16 protein-coding genes, 1 tRNA gene and 1 pseudogene are annotated in these 19031 nt (G+C 59.8%); 7 read left to right on the top strand and 11 right to left on the bottom strand.

Annotated elements, in window-relative coordinates; all coding sequences use genetic code 11:
- Positions 1-2: 2 nt before the first annotated feature.
- From citF to citC, 4 genes are read right to left on the bottom strand one after another with little or no spacing between them, the layout of a single operon-like run.
- A complete protein-coding gene (gene citF / locus ACJ8QF_RS11095) occupies positions 3-1508 on the bottom strand; it encodes a citrate lyase subunit alpha (protein ID WP_280631642.1) in 1506 nt (501 codons plus the stop codon).
- Entirely contained in the window at positions 1508-2428 is a 921-nt protein-coding gene (gene citE, locus ACJ8QF_RS11090) for a citrate (pro-3S)-lyase subunit beta (protein ID WP_044030873.1), read from the bottom strand. Before citE ends, citF begins: the two co-directional genes overlap by 1 nt.
- The gene (gene citD, locus ACJ8QF_RS11085; protein ID WP_004940811.1) at positions 2412-2720 is read right to left on the bottom strand and encodes a citrate lyase acyl carrier protein; all 309 of its coding nucleotides are present in this window, start codon (positions 2718-2720) and stop codon (positions 2412-2414) included. The genes citE and citD overlap by 17 nt, the downstream gene beginning before the upstream one ends.
- A complete protein-coding gene (gene citC, locus ACJ8QF_RS11080; protein WP_280631425.1) occupies positions 2720-3790 on the bottom strand; it encodes a [citrate (pro-3S)-lyase] ligase in 1071 nt (356 codons plus the stop codon). The genes citD and citC overlap by 1 nt, the downstream gene beginning before the upstream one ends.
- A gap of 313 nt (positions 3791-4103) precedes the next feature.
- Between citC and dpiA the strand changes: the two genes are divergently transcribed.
- From dpiA to ACJ8QF_RS11065, 3 genes are all read left to right on the top strand, one after another.
- Positions 4104-4790, top strand: coding sequence for a two-component response regulator DpiA (dpiA, locus tag ACJ8QF_RS11075; protein WP_004940807.1), 687 nt, complete (start codon positions 4104-4106; stop codon positions 4788-4790).
- Positions 4791-4892: 102 nt separating this feature from the next.
- Positions 4893-7982: a beta-galactosidase gene (locus ACJ8QF_RS11070; protein WP_280631424.1), complete on the top strand. Its 3090-nt coding sequence runs from the start codon at positions 4893-4895 to the stop codon at positions 7980-7982.
- A 114-nt stretch (positions 7983-8096) separates the two neighbouring features.
- A tRNA-Asn gene (locus ACJ8QF_RS11065) sits at positions 8097-8172 on the top strand.
- A 94-nt stretch (positions 8173-8266) separates the two neighbouring features.
- Here the strand turns inward: ACJ8QF_RS11065 and ACJ8QF_RS11060 are convergent.
- Positions 8267-9100 (bottom strand): oxidoreductase, encoded by an 834-nt coding sequence (locus ACJ8QF_RS11060; RefSeq protein WP_004928681.1) that lies wholly within the window; start codon positions 9098-9100, stop codon positions 8267-8269.
- Positions 9101-9205: 105 nt separating this feature from the next.
- On the opposite strand from ACJ8QF_RS11060, the gene ACJ8QF_RS11055 reads away from it, so the two are divergent.
- Entirely contained in the window at positions 9206-10126 is a 921-nt protein-coding gene (locus tag ACJ8QF_RS11055) for an AraC family transcriptional regulator (protein WP_033645505.1), read from the top strand.
- A 195-nt stretch (positions 10127-10321) separates the two neighbouring features.
- On the opposite strand, the gene ACJ8QF_RS11050 is transcribed toward ACJ8QF_RS11055, so the two are convergent.
- The 5 genes and pseudogenes from ACJ8QF_RS11050 to ACJ8QF_RS11030 all read right to left on the bottom strand — a co-directional run bounded on the left by ACJ8QF_RS11050 (position 10322) and on the right by ACJ8QF_RS11030 (position 14237).
- Positions 10322-11308, bottom strand: a complete 987-nt coding sequence (locus tag ACJ8QF_RS11050) for an aldo/keto reductase (RefSeq protein WP_015378445.1) — start codon at positions 11306-11308, stop codon at positions 10322-10324.
- Positions 11309-11333: 25 nt separating this feature from the next.
- Positions 11334-12362 (bottom strand): alpha/beta hydrolase, encoded by a 1029-nt coding sequence (locus ACJ8QF_RS11045; protein WP_004928673.1) that lies wholly within the window; start codon positions 12360-12362, stop codon positions 11334-11336.
- A 34-nt stretch (positions 12363-12396) separates the two neighbouring features.
- Positions 12397-12525: pseudogene (locus ACJ8QF_RS11040) on the bottom strand (alcohol dehydrogenase); the annotation flags it as partial.
- A gap of 16 nt (positions 12526-12541) precedes the next feature.
- The gene (locus ACJ8QF_RS11035) at positions 12542-13759 is read right to left on the bottom strand and encodes an MFS transporter (RefSeq protein WP_071591411.1); all 1218 of its coding nucleotides are present in this window, start codon (positions 13757-13759) and stop codon (positions 12542-12544) included.
- A 127-nt stretch (positions 13760-13886) separates the two neighbouring features.
- A complete protein-coding gene (locus ACJ8QF_RS11030; protein ID WP_015378446.1) occupies positions 13887-14237 on the bottom strand; it encodes a cyclophilin-like fold protein in 351 nt (116 codons plus the stop codon).
- A gap of 227 nt (positions 14238-14464) precedes the next feature.
- Between ACJ8QF_RS11030 and ACJ8QF_RS11025 the strand changes: the two genes are divergently transcribed.
- The 3 genes from ACJ8QF_RS11025 (at position 14465) to ACJ8QF_RS11015 (ending at position 18333) form a co-directional block, all read left to right on the top strand.
- Positions 14465-15364 (top strand): LysR family transcriptional regulator, encoded by a 900-nt coding sequence (locus ACJ8QF_RS11025; protein WP_004928662.1) that lies wholly within the window; start codon positions 14465-14467, stop codon positions 15362-15364.
- A 176-nt stretch (positions 15365-15540) separates the two neighbouring features.
- Positions 15541-16059: an NUDIX hydrolase gene (locus ACJ8QF_RS11020; protein WP_015378447.1), complete on the top strand. Its 519-nt coding sequence runs from the start codon at positions 15541-15543 to the stop codon at positions 16057-16059.
- 567 nt (positions 16060-16626) lie between these two features.
- Positions 16627-18333 carry a hypothetical protein gene (locus ACJ8QF_RS11015; RefSeq protein WP_004928658.1) on the top strand — a complete coding sequence of 569 codons (1707 nt, stop codon included), beginning with the start codon at positions 16627-16629 and terminating at the stop codon, positions 18331-18333.
- 47 nt (positions 18334-18380) lie between these two features.
- Here the strand turns inward: ACJ8QF_RS11015 and ACJ8QF_RS11010 are convergent, their stop codons facing one another.
- Complete coding sequence (locus tag ACJ8QF_RS11010; RefSeq protein WP_131164914.1) at positions 18381-18953, bottom strand: hypothetical protein; 573 nt, start codon at positions 18951-18953, stop codon at positions 18381-18383.
- Positions 18954-19031 lie beyond the last annotated feature (78 nt).

Below are 19031 nucleotides of genomic sequence, written 5' to 3'. Positions count from 1 at the left end.
GGTTACTCCGCCACCTGATGCACCACGTCGATCACCGAGCCGTCGCGGTAACGCACCACCGCCACCACCTTGTCGGTAAAGGCGATCGGCTGCGGTTCACCGGTCAGCTGCAGCGCGCGGGCGCGCAGCCAGTCGATACTCACCACCTCGAGCCCGGCCTCCCGCAGGCGCTGCGCCAGCTCCGGCCGCGCCGGGTTGACGGCGATGCCGTGGTCAGTCACCAGAATGTCGATGCTGGAGCCCGGCGTGACGCAGGTGGTCACCTGCTCCACCAGCGTCGGAATGCGCCCGCGCACCAGCGGCGCGACGATGATCGCCAGCCGCGCGGCGGCGGCGGTGTCGCAGTGGCCGCCGGACGCGCCGCGCAGCACGCCGTCGGAGCCGGTCAGCACGTTAACGTTGAAGCCGGTGTCGATCTCGAGCGCGCTCAGCACCACCACGTCGAGCCGATCGACCGAGGCGCCCTTGGAGCTGAAGTTGGCGTACTGGTTGGCGCTGATCTCGATATGGCGCGGGTTGCGCGCCAGCGAGGTCGCCGCCGCCCGATCGAAGCTCTGCACGTCCAGCAGCTTGCCGATCAACCCTTTCTCGTGCAGATCCACCATGGTCGAGGTGATGCCGCCGAGGGCGAACGCGGCGCGAATGCCGTGGGCGCGCATCTTGTCCTCCAGGAACCGGGTCACCGCCAGCGAGGCGCCGCCGGTGCCGGTTTGCAGCGAAAACCCTTCGGTGAAGTAGCCGGAACCGGCGATCACCTCGGCGGCGCGGCGGGCGATCAGCAGCTCGCGCGGGTTCGAGGTCATGCGCGTGGCGTCGGCGCCGATCTTGTCGGCGTCGCCCACCCGCTCCAGCTGCACGATCAGATCCACCCGATCCTGCGCCAGGCTGGCGGGATGATGCGGATACGGCACCAGCTGCTCGGTCAGCAGCACCACGGTGCCCGCCGCCTCGGCGTCCACCCGCGCATAGCCGAGCGAGCCGCAGCAGGCTTCACCGCTGTAGCCGTTGGCGTTGCCGAACTCATCGCAGGCCGGCACGCCGAGGAAGGCCACGTCTATCTTCAGCTCGCCGGATTCGATCAGGTTGACCCGGCCGCCGTGCGAATGAATTTGCACCGGCTCCGCCAGCAGCCCGCGCGAAACGGCGTCCGCCAGCGGGCCGCGCAGCCCGGAAGTGTAAATGCGGCTCACCACGCCGTGGCGGATATGCTCAACCAACGGCGCGTGGCAATCGGTCAGCGAACTGGAGGCCAGCGTCAGGTTGCGGAACCCCATCGCCGCCAGCGTCTCCATCACCTGATTGAGCGTCAAATCACCACCGCGAAACGCATGGTGGAAGGAAATGGTCATGCCGTCCTGCAGCCCGCTGCGGCGCACCGCTTCCTGCAAGGAGTCGCACAGCTTGAGATCGCGCGGTTTGCGCGCCTGCAGGTTGGCTTTGGAAACGTCCTGATAGCCCGGCAGATCCGCCGGGTTGGCGAAGGTCATCAATCGTTGTTGGCGGTTCATCATGCTTCCTCCCCGTGCTGCGCCGGTTCTTCCCGTAAGCCGGACAGCGCGGCGCGCTCCAGCACCAGCCGGGCGCGTTCAATCACCGGGCTGTCGACCATTTTTCCGTTCAGCGACACCACGCCGCGCCCCTCCCGCTCCGCCGCTTCGGCGGCGTCCACCACCCGCTGCGCGTGCGCCACCTCTTTGGCGGTCGGCGCGTACAGGTTGTGCAGCAGCTCAATCTGGCGCGGGTTGATCAGCGATTTGCCGTCGAAGCCGAGCTGTTTGATCAGCGCCGCCTCCTGCAGGAAACCGGCCTCGTTGTTGGCGTCGGAATACACGGTGTCGAACGCCTGAATGCCGGCGGCGCGCGCCGCCTGCAGCAGCGAGCAGCGGGCGAACAGCAGCTCGATGCCTTCCGGCGAGCGTTCGGTGCGCAGGTTGCGTACATAGTCCTCCGCTCCCAGCGCGATGCCGATAAGACGCGGCGAAGCGTGCGCGATCGCCACCGCGTTGGTGATGCCCTGCGCCGATTCGATCGCCGCCAGCAGCCCGGTGCTGCCGACCGGCCGGCCGCAGGCCGCTTCGATGGCGGCAATCTCGCGCTCCATGTCGATAACGTCCTGCGCGCTGTCGGTCTTCGGCAGGCGCACGATATCCGCGCCGCCGCGCACCACCGCCTGCAAATCCGCCAGGCCGTAGGCGGAGTCGAGCGCATTGACGCGTACGATGGTTTCCACCTCCTGGTACAGCGGGTGCTGCAGCGCGTGGTACACCAGCCGGCGCGCCGCGTCTTTTTCACGCAGGATCACCGAGTCTTCCAGATCGAACATCAGCGCATCGGCCTGATAGATAAAGGCGTTGCTGACCATCGCCGCGTTGGCGCCGGGGACGAACAGCATGCTGCGGCGCAGCCGGGTTTTATTCAGCGTTTTCATCTTTCGCCTCCCACGGCAGTTGGCCACCCTCGCAGGCGCGCATCAGCGCGGTTTCCAGCCGGGCGCGCAGCACGCAGTCCAGCGCCCCTTTGTCGTCGACGATCACCTGCACCGGTTCCACCTCATAGCGCTGCAGCACCTCCAGCAGGGTGCGGCGGATCGCCGCGCCGAACTGTTTTTCCACGCTGCTGGCGATCAGCAGATCGTGCTGCGGCCCTTCGGCGGGCGCGATGCGCACCATGACATCGCTGGACTCCAGCGTGCCGGCCATTGCTTCTCGGATAATTTTCATCATTCACCTGATTGTGCGGACTCAAAAGGATGCGGGGCCGCCTTGGCCCGGCGCTGCGTTTGCAGATCCTGCAGGTAGTACAGGGTGTCCGGCGGCACCAGCGGCGCGGCGGCGTGGAAGTCCCCCGCCGCCAGCAGCTTGCGCACCCAGGAGGCGGAGATCGCCGTGCCCTGATATTGCAAACGCTCGATTTCCACCAGCGCGATCGGCGGGCTGGGCAGCGCCGGCGTTTCCAGCCAGTAGCGCATGTCGCGGTTGTATTTCGCGGTCACCGCGCAGAACGGCTCGTTGCCGACGAAGCGGCGCGTAATGCCCAGCGCGGGCGCCAGATACTGGCGGAAGATCTTCAGATCGATTTCGGTGTAACAGTCGTCGGCCACGCCCTGGTCCTTGATGAAGTAACAGGGGAAGGTGGCGCGCGAGATCACGTACTGCGAGCCTTCGTGTACCGTGAGGTTGGGGATGTCGGCGGTGCCGGCCAGCACCAGCCGGCGGCGGTCTTCATAGCTGAAGCGCGAGGTATTTTCCTTCACCAGAAACAGGTGCAGCCAGTCGCAGCGTTTGGCCGCCTGACGCACCAGATACTGATGCCCGCGAGTGAAGGGGTTGGCGTTCATCACGATGCTGCCGATGGTGTCGCCCGGCCGGCGCTGGCTCGCCAGCTGGGCGGCGTAGCGCTTCAGGCGGCACGGGCTGTTTTCCATCAGCACCACGATGCCCGGCACGGTGGCGATCGGGTAGAAACCGCACTGGCGGAACAGCGGCTCGTTCTGCACCTTGGTGTAGATAAACAGCTGGGTGTGGTGGCGCTCGTAGGCCAGGTTCACCAGCTCGGTCGCCAGCGCCAGCGCCAACCCTTCGCCGCGCATCAGCGGGCTGATGGCGACGCATTTGATAATATTGTCGGCGATGCCGCCGCAGGCGACCAATTTGTCGTGCTGGGTAACGGTAATAAATATTTCAACCGTGGTGTCGATATTCAGATCGTTACTGCGCAAAAAGGCGCTTATTTCTGAAATCGCTTTATGATCCGATCGCTTTACCCGATTAAATACGGCATCGCCTAACATAACACGCTCTCTGGGTTAACTGGCAAACAACAAATGAAATACAAAAAGGCATTTTAATTAACATCAGAAATGGCAATTAAAACCTTAAAAACCATGAAGATAAAATCATCCTCTCGTTCGATAAACCCATGGTAAGCAGAAAAAAAACGCCGATTATTGACCTATTTCACAAACCGATCCCGGTTAATAAGTTATTTAATGTTCTTTATTTGCTTAATTAATCTTATGGTGTTTATTATTGAGATAATCTTTATTTGGCGCCGCAATTCACTTACATTCACTTAGCATTTTTATTGCAATTACGGGTCGCACTATGGAATGGCTGAACATCCTGATCGTTGAAGACGAAACGCCGCTGGCGGAGATGCACGCGGAGTTTATCCGCCAGAACGGCGGCTGCCGCCAGATTTGGCTGGCCGGCACGCTGGCGCAGGCGCGCGCCATGACCGAACGCTTCAAGCCGGATCTGATCCTGCTGGACAACTTTCTGCCCGACGGCCAGGGCATCACCCTGCTGCGCGAACTGACGCTGAGCGGCTATCGCGGCGGCATCGTGTTCATCACCGCCGCCAGCGACATGGCCACCGTGGCCGAGGCGTTGCGCTACGGCGTGTTCGACTACCTGATCAAACCGCTGGCCTATGACCGGCTGAGCCAGACGCTGCAGCGCTTCAGCCAGCGCCGCGAAGCGCTAAAAGACAAAGCGCGCCTTAACCAGCGCCGCATCGACGAGATGTTCAACACCTACGCCCGCGGCGAACAGCAGGCGGCGCTGCCCGCCGGCATCGACGAGCTGACGCTCGGCAAGATCCGCGCGCTGTTCGCCGAGCCCGCCGCGCGCCACACCGCTGAAAGCGTTGCGCAAAAAATGGGGCTCAGCCGCACCACCGCGCGCCGTTATCTGGAGTTTTGCACCGCCGCGCAGCAGCTGCGCGCCGAGATCATTTACGGCAAAGTGGGCCGCCCACAGCGGATCTATCGTGCCGGCGAGCCGCATTAACGGTTATTTGATCGCCCTTGCAAGGTTGCGTGTAACCGCTTTACTTTTTATGCGCCGGTCAGCATCTTGGTGAGCATCACCTAGCCGACTGGACGATCGCCGATGCCCGCTGAACCCCTAGCTTCCCTGTCCGAGATCCTCGCCCGCCGTGACTGGCAAAACCCCGCCTGCACCCACTACCGCCGGCTGGACGCCCACCCGCCGTTCGCCAGCTGGCGCACGGTGGAAGACGCGCGCGACGATGCCCCCAGCGCCAGCCGCCGGTCACTGAACGGCGAGTGGCGCTTCAGCTATTTCCCGCGCCCGCAGGCGGCGCCGGAAGGCTGGCTGCAGCAGGATCTGCCGGACGCCGCCCCGCTGGCGGTGCCGGGCAACTGGCAGCTCGCCGGCTACGACGCGCCGATCTACACCAACGTGCGCTACCCGTTCCCGGTCGATCCGCCGCGCGTGCCGGAAGACAACCCCACCGGCTGCTACTCGCGCGCCTTCAGCGTCGATCCGGCCTGGCTGGCCGCCGGCCAGACGCGCGTCATCTTCGACGGCGTCAACTCGGCGTTCTATTTATGGTGCAACGGCCACTGGATCGGCTACTCGCAGGACAGCCGCCTGCCGGCGGAGTTCGATCTCAGCCCGTGGCTGCAGCCGGGTGAAAACCGGCTGGCGGTAATGGTGCTGCGCTGGTGCGACGGCAGCTATCTCGAAGATCAGGACATGTGGCGCATGAGCGGCATCTTCCGCGACGTCAGCCTGTTGCACAAACCCGCCGCGCACCTGAGCGATGTACGCATCAGCACCCCGCTGCATGACGGCTTTACCCGCGGCGAACTGGTGGTGACGGCGCGCGCCAGCCGGCCCGGCCCGCTGCTGGTGCAGGTGCAGCTGTGGCGCGATGGTGCACGGGTGGCCGAGCGCACCCAGCCGCTCGGCAGCGAGATCGTGGACGAGCGCGGCGCCTATGACGATCGCGTCACGCTGCGGCTGCCGGTGGAACGCCCGGCGCTGTGGAGCGCCGAAACGCCCGCGCTGTATCGCGCCACCGTCGCCCTGCTCTCGCCCACAGAAGAAATTATAGAGGTGGAGGCCTATGACGTCGGCTTCCGCCAGGTGGAAATCAGCGGCGGGCTGTTGAAGCTCAACGGGCAGCCGCTGCTGATCCGCGGCGTTAACCGCCACGAGCATCACCCGCGCCACGGCCAGGTGATGGACGAGGCGACGATGCGCCACGACATCCTGCTGATGAAACAGCACAACTTCAACGCGGTGCGCTGCTCGCATTACCCCAACCACCCGCTGTGGTATCGGCTGTGCGATCGCTACGGGCTGTACGTGGTGGATGAAGCCAATATCGAGACCCACGGCATGCAGCCGATGAACCGCCTGGCTGACGATCCGCTGTGGCTGCCGGCGATGAGCGAGCGCGTCACCCGCATGGTGCAACGCGATCGCAACCACCCTTGCATCATTATCTGGTCGCTGGGCAACGAGTCCGGCCACGGCGCGAACCACGACGCGCTGTACCGCTGGGTGAAAAGCCAGGATCCGACCCGCCCGGTGCAATATGAAGGCGGCGGCGCCGACACCGCCGCCACCGACATCATCTGCCCGATGTATGCGCGAGTGGATCAGGATCAGCCGTTCCCGGCGGTGCCCAAATGGGCGATCGGCAAGTGGATCGGCCTGCCGGAGGAGCCGCGCCCGCTGATCCTATGCGAATACGCCCATGCGATGGGCAACAGCTTCGGCGGCTTTGAGCGCTACTGGCGCGCGTTCCACGCACATCCGCGCCTGCAGGGCGGCTTTGTCTGGGACTGGGTCGATCAGGCGCTGATCAAGCGCGACGGGCGCGGCGAAGAGTTCTGGGCCTACGGCGGCGACTTCGGCGATACCCCCAACGATCGCCAGTTCTGCCTGAACGGACTGGTGTTCGCGGATCGCACCCCGCACCCGGCGCTGTTCGAAGCTCAGCGGGCGCAGCAGCTGTTCCGCTTCGCCTTCGACGCCGCCTCGCTGACGCTGACCGTCACCAGCGATTACCTGTTCCGCCACACCGACAACGAACAGCTCAACTGGCGGCTGGAGCTGGACGGCGTGGAGCGCGCCAGCGGCAGCTTCGATCTGGCTCTGCCGCCGCAGGGCAGCGCTAGCTTCACCCTGCTCGATCGGCTGCCGATGCTGCATCAGCCCGGCGAGCTGTGGCTGAACGTGGAGGTGGTGCAACCGCAGGCCACCGACTGGTCCGAAGCGCACCACCGCTGCGCCTGGGATCAGTGGCGGGTGCCGCGCGCGCTGCATCCCGCGCCGCCGCCGGCGCAGGGCGTGCCGCCCACGCTGATTGAAGACGATCAGGGGCTAACGCTCACCCACGGCGACCAGCGCTGGCGCTTCGAGCGCGGCAGCGGCCACCTGACGCAGTGGTGGCAAAACGAACAGCCGCAGCTGCTGACGCCGCTGCGCGACGGCTTTGCGCGTGCGCCGATCGATAACGACATCGGCGTCAGCGAGGCGGACCATATCGATCCCAACGCCTGGGTCGAACGCTGGAAGCTGGCGGGCCTGTACCGGCTGGAGGAGCGCTGCACGCGGCTGCAGGCCGATGCGCTGCAAAACGGCGTGCGGGTGGTGAGCGAACACCAGTTCGGCGTGGACGGGCAGATTTTACTGCTCAGCCGCAAGCAGTGGCTGTTCGACGCGCTGGGCGCGGTGAGCGTGAACGTGGAGGTCGAGGTGGCCGACGCCCTGCCGCCGCCGGCGCGCATCGGCCTGCACTGCCAACTGGCGACGGTGCAGCCGCAGGCGGAATGGCTGGGTCTGGGCCCGCACGAGAACTACCCGGATCGCCGCCTGGCCGCGCAGCATGGGCGCTGGCGCCTGCCGCTGGCGGATCTGCACACGCCGTATATTTTCCCCGGCGAGAACGGCCTGCGCTGCGACACCCGCAGCCTGCGCTACGGCGGCTGGCGCATCGACGGCCGCTTCCACTTCTCGCTCAGCCGCTTCGGCCTGCAACAGCTGATGGCCTGCAGCCACCAGCATCTGCTGCAGCCGGAAGCGGGCACCTGGCTGCACCTGGACGGTTTCCATATGGGGGTGGGCGGCGACGACTCCTGGAGCCCGAGCGTGCACCGGGATTACCTGCTCACCGCCGGCGTTTACCGCTATCAGCTGCGCCTGCAGCGGGCGCCAGAGGGCTAAATCTGCCAAAAAACTCAACGGGTTGCGCATTCTGTAAGCAAACAGTCACAGAATGTGTAATCCTCCTTTGACATGCCGACGGCGCCTCGCTATTATTCGCCCCGTTCCAACGATTCCTCTGTAGTTCAGTCGGTAGAACGGCGGACTGTTAATCCGTATGTCACTGGTTCGAGTCCAGTCAGAGGAGCCATATTTAGAGAAGCCCGCTCAGGGAAACCTGAGCGGGCTTTTTGCTGTTGGGCGGCTATGCTCGAGTATCCCCGACACTCTCTACCCGAAACCGGTCAGCCATCCGTTGAACGGGTAAGTTTCTCCCATTGTTCAATTTCCTGACCTAACGCCTCGAGCTTTTGCCGCACCAAACTTAATGCGTCACTGCCTAACAACAGATGCGTGGGTGGGTTCCGGCTCTCAATCACTGCCAGCATGGCGTGAGCCGCCTTAATCGGATCGCCGAGTTGCTTACCGCTTTTTTCCTGACGCGCCTGACGAACAGGTTCAAATAACGCGTCATAGTCCGGGAGACGGCGAGGGCTGCGCACCATTGAACGCCCGGCCCAGTCCGTTCGAAACGAGCCGGGCGCTACTGCGGTCACGTAGATGTTGAACGGGTCAAGCTCTTTACTTAACGTTTCTGATATCCCTTCCAGTGCAAATTTGCTGCCACAGTAATAGCTGATACCGGGCAAGGTAATGAAGCTGCCCATTGAGGTAATATTGATAATGTGGCCGCGACGGCGCTGGCGCATGCCCGGTAGCACGGCTTTGATCATCGCCACCGCGCCAAACACATTGACGTCAAACTGGCGGCGCAGCTCTGCAAGCGGGGACTCTTCCAGAATGCCTTCGTGGCCGTAACCGGCATTGTTCACCAGCACATCTATCGGACCGACGGCGGACTCAATCTCTCCAACCACCTCATCAATACGCTCAACGTCCGTGACATCAAGCAGATAGCCAAAAGCCCGCTGCGTATCGAGCGCGCCGAAAGCCTGCAGTGCTTCGCTGTTGCGCACCGTCCCTACAACCCGATGCCCTACGGCGAGGGCTTCCCGCGCCAGCGCCTGGCCAAAGCCACTGCTGACGCCGGTGATTAAAATCGTTTTTGCAGATGCCATAAAAAGAACTCCCATGAACCATGAAGGTTGCATGGTATTCTCTGCTCTGCCGCATTTTTAGGCCGTATCTTCTCTTTTTCTTGCCTGATTTTATGAGGTGGTGGGATGTCCGACATGATTGCCCTGATGAATAGACTTGCGGTGCAAGAGGGATACAACCTCACTGCCCTACCTGATGTGCGAATTTTGCGTTCCGATCGCCCGCTTGCCAGAACGCCGGTGCTTTACGATCCGGGGATCGTGATTGTCTGCCAGGGCAGCAAACGCGGTTATTTCGGTCAACAGACCTATTTATATGATGAGCAGCACTACCTGGCGGTTTCGGTGCCGGTGCCGTTTGTGATGGAAACCGACGCGTCGGCAGCACATCCGCTGCTGGCGATTTATATGCATCTGGATTTTCAGCTTGCCGCTGAACTGATGTTGCAGATTGAACAGCATGGCGCCCCGCATCCTCCCGTCGCACCGCAAAGCATGATGTCGAGCCCGATGGACGACAGGGTAAAAATGGCCGTTCTTCGCTTACTTGACGTCCTGACCAACCCGCTTGAGGCGGCGATCCTCGGCCCGGCGCGGGTGCGTGAGCTTTATTTTCGCGTGCTGACAGGCGCACAGGGCAACGCAATGCGTGCCGCTCTGGCCTTGCAGGGCCAGTTTGGCAAAATCGGTAAAGCGTTGCAGCACATCCATGCCGCTTACGCGGAGCCGTTAACGCTGACGCAGCTGGCGATGAGGGCCGGCATGAGCGTGCCGACCTTTCATAGCCATTTCAAAGCGATAACGCAGATGCCGCCGATGCAGTATGTGAAATCGGTACGCCTGCACCAGGCACGGATGCTGATGGTGCGCCAACAAATCACCGCCGCCGCCGCGAGTTACGCCGTTGGCTATGAAAGCCCATCGCAATTTAATCGAGAATTCAAACGTCTGTTTGGCCTACCACCGGCAGAGGAGATAAAACGCATGCAGCGTCACTTCGCCATTCCGCCCGCGCAGCCTGCCTCGGTATTTGTTTCATCGCACTGAGGCTTATGTGGTCAGGCGAACGATAGTCCGCTTCTGGCGCCAGGCGGATCGGCACTTGGGGAGAAAGTCCGCTATGAGCGAGAGCGGACATCAAAGTATTAAAGCAAAGAACAACATCTTCAGGTGATAAATAAATTTGACTGAAATAACGTACTTACCGACCCGAAGGCCGGTCATTGTTAACACGGATAACGGTTACCATGCGTAGGCTTCAGGGGCTTCCCCACCCGGTCCCGGCCAGATGGTATCCAGTCTTTTGAGCGTATCGCCTGAAAGGGACAACGTCAGGGCATTGAGATTCTGACGGAGCTGTTCAGCTGTGCGCGGACCACTGAGCACAGCGGTAACCACGGGGTTCTGCAACAGCCAGGCCAACGCCACGTCTGAGGGCGCCTCCCCCAGCTCATCACACAGCGTTTCCCAGGCCTCCAGTTGCGGCCGCAAGCGATTGATTTGTGCCTGCAGCTGCGGTGTTGCCCGGCGGCCATCGGCAATTTTTTTCAGCACGCCACCCAGCATCCCCATCCCGACCGGGCTCCAGGGGATCAGGCCAATGCCGTAATGGCGCAGTGCCGGAATGACTTCAAGCTCAACCGTGCGCTGGGTCAGGTTGTAAAGGCTCTGTTCCGATGCCAGCCCCAGCAGGTTGCGCGCATCAGCCGTGCACTGTGCGGTGGCAATATCCCAGCCGGCAAAGTTACTGCTGCCCACGTAGCTGATTTTACCCTCACGGATCAGCTGTTCCATGGCCTGCCAGATTTCCTCCCAGGGGGTGTTCCGGTCGATATGGTGCATCTGGTAGAGATCGATATGGTCCGTTTTCAGTCTTTTCAGACTGGCCTCACAGGCCCGGCGAATATGGTAAGCGGACAGATATTTGTCATTCGGGCCCGTATCCATCGGCTGGTAAACTTTCGTGGCCAGCACGATTCGGTCACGCAGGCCACTGCGCGCCAACCAGTTACCGATGATTTCTTCGGATGTCCCGTACCCCTTTGCCATATCCGGTGACTGCGGTCCGCCATAGACGTCAGCGGTATCGAAAAAGTTGATACCCGCATCCACGGCTTCATCCATGATCCTGAAGCTGGCCGGCTCATCCGTCAGCTCACCGAAATTCATGGTACCGAGACCGATGCGGCTCACCCGCAGGCCGGTACGACCCAGATGTTTATAGTTCATGTCAGATGCTCCTTAACTGAACGTGTTATTGCAGGTTCTTACGGAAAAAGTCTGTCAGTTTGTCAAAAGGGATCACGTCGGTACGATCATAGAGATCGACATGCCCTGCGCCCGGTACGACATAAAGCTCTTTAGGCTGACCGGCGCGTTTGAATGCATCCTCGCTGAACTCTTTTGAGTGAGCCCGATCGCCGGTGATAAACAGCATCGGACGCGGTGAAATGGTTTCAATATCGTTGAACGGATAGAAGTTCATAAACTTGCCGATACTGCTCAACATCGGTTTCGTCGTCAGTGCTTCTTTCTCACCCTTCGGGGTGTAACCACCGCGTTCGGTGCGGTAGAAATCGAAAAACTCACGCTGAATATCCGGCGTTGAAGCGTCCAGTGTATTCACGGTACCGGGAATGTAGGCCGTCTCGCCTCCCTGAAACTCTGCTAAACGCTGCTCTGTGGCTGACCGGATAAAGGCCTTTCGTTGTTCCGGCGTCTGGGAATGGTTGAGGCCGTTGCGAAATGCAGCCCCCATGTCATACATGCTGACGGTGGCAATGGCTTTCATACGCGGGTCAATCTTGGCAGCACTGATAACAAAACTTCCGCTGCCGCAGATACCTAATACACCGATGCTATCCGGATCAACAAACGGCTGCGTGCTTAGATAATCAACCGCCGCGCTGAAATCATCTGTGTAGATTTCCGGTGAAATCAGGTGCCCCGGTTTGCCCTCGCTTTCTCCCCAGAAAGAGAGATCGATAGCCAGCGTGACAAACCCCTGCTCCGCCAGCTTCTGCGCATAAAGATTCGAACTCTGTTCCTTAACGGCTCCCATCGGGTGACCAACGACGATCGCCGGGTGTCGGGTATTCTGGTTCATCTTTTTCGGGATAAACAGGTTGCCGACCACGGCCATCTGATACTGGTTTTTAAAGGTGACTTTTTGCTGCGTCACCTTATCGCTTTTATAAAAATTATCGGCCCCACGGGACATATCCGCCGCAGAGGAAGCAAATGCACTGATCAACAGCCCCAGCGCTAACGTAAATTTTTTCATGATGGTCTCCTTATCATTAAGCCAGGGTGGCGTTATCCGAATGGCAGACGCCGCAGAACGCGAAATCAATCTGCACATCACGGGCGCCGGAGGCGCGACGGGTGATATCCATCGGCTCCAGCGGCAGTGTGCCCGCATGGGCACCGTAAGCTTTACCTGTCATGACATAACTCCAGGGTTTATGAATGGTCTCTGGCAGAGGTGTCTGCGCGTGAGGTCAGGAAAATCAGCCCGGCCGCGATAAGCAGCATCGTGACGCTGGCCAAGAAAGTGCTCTGGTAGCCGTGGTGATCGAAAAGCAGCCCCCCTACCGTTGAACCTAGCGCAATGGATAACTGGACCATTGCCACCATCAGCCCGCCGCCGGCTTCGGCATTCTGCGGAAAGATACGCGGTACCCAGGCCCACCACCCCACCGGCGCACCGGTAGAAATCAGCCCCCACAACCCGAGCAGCACCATCACGATGGCCACCTGACTGCCAAAAGCGATCAGTGCCAGCGCGGTGATGGCCATCAGCACCGGAATGGCTATCAGGGTCGAGTAGAAGCCGCGTTTCAGCACTCTGCCAATCAGCGTGGTGCCGATGAAACCCGCGACACCGATAACCAGCAGGATTAGGGTGACCACTGAAGCATCCACCTTCGTCACCGTTTCAAGGAAAGGCCTGATGTAGGTAAAGAGCGTGAACTGCCCCATAAAGAAGATGCCGACGCCCAGCATGCCTAACGTGACCACTCGACGGCGAAACAGCGTGAAGACATTGCTGGCACCGTTACTCTGCCGGGTGACCTGCATGGAGGGCAGGCTGAACAACTGCCAGATAAACGCGGCGATCGCGACCGGCACCAGACAAAAGAAGGCCCCGCGCCAGCCGATCACCGAACCGAGCCAACTGCCCAAAGGGGCCGCGATGACCGTGGCCAGTGCATTGCCGCTGTTAAAAATGGCCAACGCCAGCGGAACTCGGTGCACCGGAACCAAACGCATCGCCGTGGCTGCCGACATCGACCAGAACCCGCCGACTACGATGCCAATCAGAGCCCTGCCCGCCATATAGGTCAGGTAATTGGGTGCCATCGCAATAACAGCACCGGAAATTGCCATCATGCAGGTCAGGCCGAGCAGCAGCGTTTTCCGGTTAAGCGTGCCTGCCAGCACGGAAATAAACAGGCTGGTTACCACTGCAAATGCCCCGGAAATGGCGATGCCCTGTCCGGCCATGCCTTCGGTGACACGAAGGGTCTGCGCCATCGGTGTCAGCAGGCTGACCGGCATGAATTCGGAGGCGATCAGGGCGAAGACGCACAGCGTCATGGCAAAGACACCACTCCAGTGCGCAGGCTGTTTCCCGCTTCCGGTGTTTTTTTTTCTGTTTTCGTCTGTCTTATTACTCATTCAGGGATTTCTTTTCAGTAGATAACATGAAGTCTGTGCCCCGGAGCCTTCAGCGCTGCAGGAAGAGCTGAAACGGCATACGGAGACGGGATAAGGGGGATAATCGCGGTACGGAAGGTGCTGCGGGTCAGTTGGCGACCCTGATCTGCACCGCAAGAGGTCCGTGGCGCTGCAGGACCGGCAGTCCGGAATCCACTTTCCCTAACGGGATCAGTGAACGGGCGTAAGCCCTGCCCTGGGCAAAAATCGCCAGGTTGCCCCAGGGCGCGTAGTAAGTGATATCTCCGGCTTCCGGCGTCATGCCGTCCGGTGCCTGCACCGTGGAAAGCCTGCGCGGCAGGTCGCTTATACGCTCAATATCGTCATAGTCTTCCAGCGTCAGGCTGAGGGGAAGCAAAGACGCAAAGTCCCGGCCTGTCGGCGTATCAAAGAGGGTGGCGGTGGCGGTTTCTCCCTCCACAATGATCTCAATTTTCATAAGCGTCTCCTGCGCCACTCCCCGGTCGTTGTCACCCGCCATAGCGGACTGCGTGACGAAAAGCAGGCCGGCAAGGAGCAGCAGTGATGTTCTGCAGTAAGCGTTTTGCATAAGGGTTAGCGTTGACTTTTTCATCGCATTATTGTTACCAATATGCAGCGGGTTAACTAGCTAATGAATACTTAATACCCTTATAAGTAAAATTTATAAATGGACCGGAAACGAGCATGGCCAGACGCAATCTCAACGACTTACTCTCTTTCGTCACCGTGGCGCGTGAGGGCAGCTTTACGCGCGCTGCCGCCCAGCTCGGCGTGACCCAGCCCGCACTGAGCCAGGCGATTTCCGGGCTGGAAGAACGGATGCAAATCCGCCTGCTGACGCGAACCACGCGCAGCGTGTCAGTGACCGCCGCCGGGGAACGCCTGCTGCAGTCTGTGGGCCATCGTATTGATGAGATTGAAGCCGAGCTGGACATGCTGACGGCACTGCGTGATAAACCTGCGGGGACCGTCCGTATTACATGTGGACCTAATGTTCTGAAGACCACGCTGCTGCCAAAGCTGACACCACTGCTACGCGAATATCCTGATATTCATATTGAGTTTGATGCCAACCACGGGTTCCGGGATATCGTGGCGGACCGTTTTGATGCCGGCGTGCGGCTCGGAGACACTATCGACAAAGATATGATAGCCGTACCCATTGGCCCGAAACTGCGCATGGCGGCTGTAGCTTCCCCTGAGTATTTTGCCCGGTGCGCCGCCCCTCAGACGCCACGCGATCTGATGCAACACTGCTGTATTAATGAGCGCATGGTTCAATCGGGGAAAATTTACGCCTGGGAGTTTGAGCAGGAAAACGGTAAATTTCACGTTCGGGTTGAAGGGCAAATGACGTTTAACACATCGGAACACGTCGTTGACGCAGCTCTTGCCGGACTGGGCATTGCCTTTTTACCTGAAGAGGAGTTCGGCACACATCTGCAGGAAGGAAAACTGATCCGCGTGCTTGAAGAATGGTGCCGTCCTTTTCCCGGCTACTATCTTTATTATCCCAGCCGTAAACAGCCTTCCCCAGCGTTTTCACTCGTTGTGGATGCGTTGCGTATTAACCGGAAAATTTAACGCTGAATTATCGGGCCAATATTTCAAGAACGGACGTGAACGTCCGCTTCTGGCACGCAACGGACAGGCTACGTGGTCATTGGGTCTGCTTTGAGCGAGGAGCGGACTTTAGTAGAAAAATAGAAGGCAGTATGTAGACTATCTTCTTTTAGTGTTTATTTGTTATGGCCTTATTTATGTCTTCTGAAATGATTTTCCCACTCAAAGAAACTGAGCGGCGCGCGGTAAGAGTTGTCCTGATTGATAAGACCTGCTCGATCCTGCTTCTCAGCACACGTGATGTCAGTAATCCTAACTTCATAAATTCGTGGGAATTACCTGGCGGTGGCATTTTGGAGGGGGAATCTCACGCGGACGCAGCCATACGTGAAGTGTTTGAAGAAACGGGTTTGATAGTTCCTTTCCAAAGCGTCCGTGTACCTCAGTGGTTCAGAGATGTTCATTACTCGTATCGCGGTGAAAGGCGCCTGCAACACGAAGCTATATCCCTTGCCTATATAAATGATTTCAAACCTGATATCCATTATGCAGAACGGGAACCTTTTGAACTGGAAGATCATCTCGAGTATCACTGGTGGTCCCTGGAGGAACTAAAATCGTCGTCTGCGACTTTTTATCCAAGGAACTTACCTAAACACATTGAGCAACTGCTCCAGGGGGAAAGTATTAATGATCCCATTGAGATTTGGGATTAACTGGCTGATCTGAAATCATAATTGAAGTACTTTCTGCCAACATTCCCGATGTAAGCAAAAGAGTTTTCAGGTTTGTCGGCTAACCTGTTCAAGATTGTTAACGTCCGCTACTGGCACAAAACCGACCGCCAGAGTCCCCACTCCAGCATTCCCCCCCATTCCACACTCCAGCAGCGCCAGAGAGAAATCGCCCTCCTGCGTTGCCGTCGGTGTGAACCCGCAAAGCGGCAGCCACCGCCATAACGCCGACGCTTGGCCCCACCAGCGAAACCCACTCTTTTACCTAAGAAGATTCCTAACCCAGCTGACGGAAATCCCTCCCTGGCACCAATACGCGGGTTAACCCGCCGATTTACAGCAATAATCCTGTAAAAACAATCGATAAGCGAATTGTTCGCGCTCGGTAAGTTACGTCTATCCTTTCGCTATGGGTGCCTGCTGCCCATCGTTCGCTGCAGATCGCGGCATGCGCGTTTCTGGCTGTTCGGGTTTCGGTTTATTCCATCGCGCGCTTCCATTCATCATGTTGAATTTCAAAGCAATCTCTCAGCAACAAGGAGTGTTTATATGGCTTACGTCATTACCGACCGAGAAAAACTGCAAGCGATTTGGGAGGCCGCCAAAGCCGGCGACTGGCCGGCCGTGTATGCCGCATCCGTCGATGCGCTCACCGATCCCAACCATGCCAACCAACCCATTGAGGGCGTGGATATCGCGGTGTATACCTGGATCAAAGGCGCCTATGGCGTGAACTCGAATCAGGGGGCGTTTGCCCATTACATTCGCGACCAAACCAAGCTGCAGTATGAGCTGCGCACCGGGCATGTGCCCGATGACTGGGAGGCGCGCATTCAGAATGCCTCCGACAACATCGCCAAAAACTTCGCCAAAACGCTGTTTGGCGTCGATCTGAGCAGCGATCCCAATGCGCCGCTGCCGGATGCCCCGCCCACCAGCGCCAAAGTGCCGGATATTCACGAGGTTGGCCTGATCGACGCCGGTGCGGCGGCGTCCGAAGTGTTCACCGACGCCTCCTCGACCGGTGCTCCCAACTATTCCCCCTGGGCCGGCACCACGCTGTTCTCTTATTTAGGCGACACCTCGTTCTTTACCGAATGGGTGGCGACCAACGACACCTCGGCCTTTAAGGTGGAAGGCGGGACTTACGATCTGATTGCCGCAGCGCAGGTCTCCATGCAGATGAAAAACCTCAGTTACGTGGTTGAAACGCTGCTGGCGGGCGAAGTGCCCACCTATTTGACCACCCTCGGCATTGGCCACGAGACCATCCGCCTGGCCGCCGAGGCGGCGCGTGATTTCTACACTGAGTCCTACGGCAGCAGCGTGACCGGCGGCGGCAGCATTATCCCCGGCAAGCTGGATATCGGCTCGGCGATTTTCAACGACATTGCCGACGTGCTGTCCACGCCGAATCTGTACCGCGTCGGTACGCTGCATGACGACGATTTCACGCTGGCGTTCGGCAATATCGCCGTTAACACCGGCAGCGGCGACGACACCATCAGCGTGCCGCGCGGCTGGCAAAACAACGCCGGCAACTACGGCTGGACGGTGATCGACGGCGGCAGCGGCCACGATACGGTCGATTATTCCAGCCTGTCGCACGGGGTAAACCTGAAGTTTGACGCCCAGGGTAGCTATGGCGGGCGCGGGGTGATCGAGAAAAACGGCATCGGGCTGTATGGCTTTAAGGACGGGCTGTACAACATCGAAGCGGTTAAACTGACCGACTTTAAGGACAACGTCACCTTTAACGATCGGGTGCTGACGCCGGCCAACGGTCTGGAGGTCAACCTGGGCAAAGGCTCCAGCGAGATTCGCTTCGAGCACGGTTATACCACTGCGCCGGGTGGGAGTGCGCCGCAGGATTATCTCGGCGTAAACCTGAGCATGCTGTCCAACGATGTGCCCTTCCCCAACAGCCTGCTGAACATTCCCGTGAAGCAGACCCACAATATCTACATCGACGACAGCTTCGAGCTGGGCTTTTTACAGGCCTCCTCCCTGTCTATCGATAACCACCTGCTGGCCTTCGGCGCCGAAGGATCAAACAGCAGCTTCTCACTGAATTACAACGCGCAAACCCATACGCAGGATCTGTCGATATTCATGCAGGGCGAAAGCGCGCTCAATCAGCACGTCGTCAATATCTACAATTGGGATCAAGGATACTTTGGCATCAATCTGGAGCAGCCGGCCATTCAGCTTGTCGGTTTGCAAACCATTGCCCCGCAAGAGCTGGCGGCCGCCTAAGCGAAGCCCGCCGGGTTTACCGGCGGGCTGTTTACCTGCGGCGCGGCTCACTCCCTGTCACGCTCCGCAATCCGCGCCATCAACGCCCCCAGCAACGCCAGATCGACCAGCAGCGCCAGCGCGAAACAGCTCCCTCTCACGCCCGGCGCGGCATAGGTTTGCACCAGCGAAACGGCAACCACTACGGCTACGAGAGTCACCACCGTCGTCAGCCTGCACGCCACGGCGAACGCCGCTTTCTCCCCCACTGCCGTGCGGTAGGCGACGCCCTGGCCCAGACCGCCGAGGGCGAGGCCCGGCAGCAGGGCCGGCCAGCCGTGGCCGCCGAACAGCATCAGCAGCATCAATAGCCATCCCGCCGCCGCCAGTAAAAAGCCGTGGCGGAGAATAGCCAGCGCAGGCCGGTTCCGCAGCGTCCGCCAGCGGGCCAGCGCGGCGCCGCCGAGAAACGCCAGCGCCAATGCCGTCAGCAGCATCAGGGTCGCGCCGATACCCAGCAGATTTTCGGTCTTCAGCAGCAAGGCGCCCGCCGCGACCGGCACGCTGAGCGCCAGGGCGCTCGCCGCCGTTCCCGTGTGTTCCATGGCGCCCAGGGCGCCGTTGTTGATATAGAGGCTCATCGTTCACTCCGACATGATGGAAATGATGAAATAAATTCATTTCCCTGCTCACATGTCAGTAGCCTATCTCTTGTATAA

It is taken from the genome of Serratia sp. CY81684, assembly GCF_052166595.1.
In the GTDB taxonomy this organism is placed as follows: Bacteria; Pseudomonadota; Gammaproteobacteria; order Enterobacterales; family Enterobacteriaceae; genus Serratia; species Serratia nematodiphila.
The sequence above is the reverse complement of the archived record's forward strand: the minus strand, read 5'-3'. Positions and strand labels throughout refer to the sequence as shown.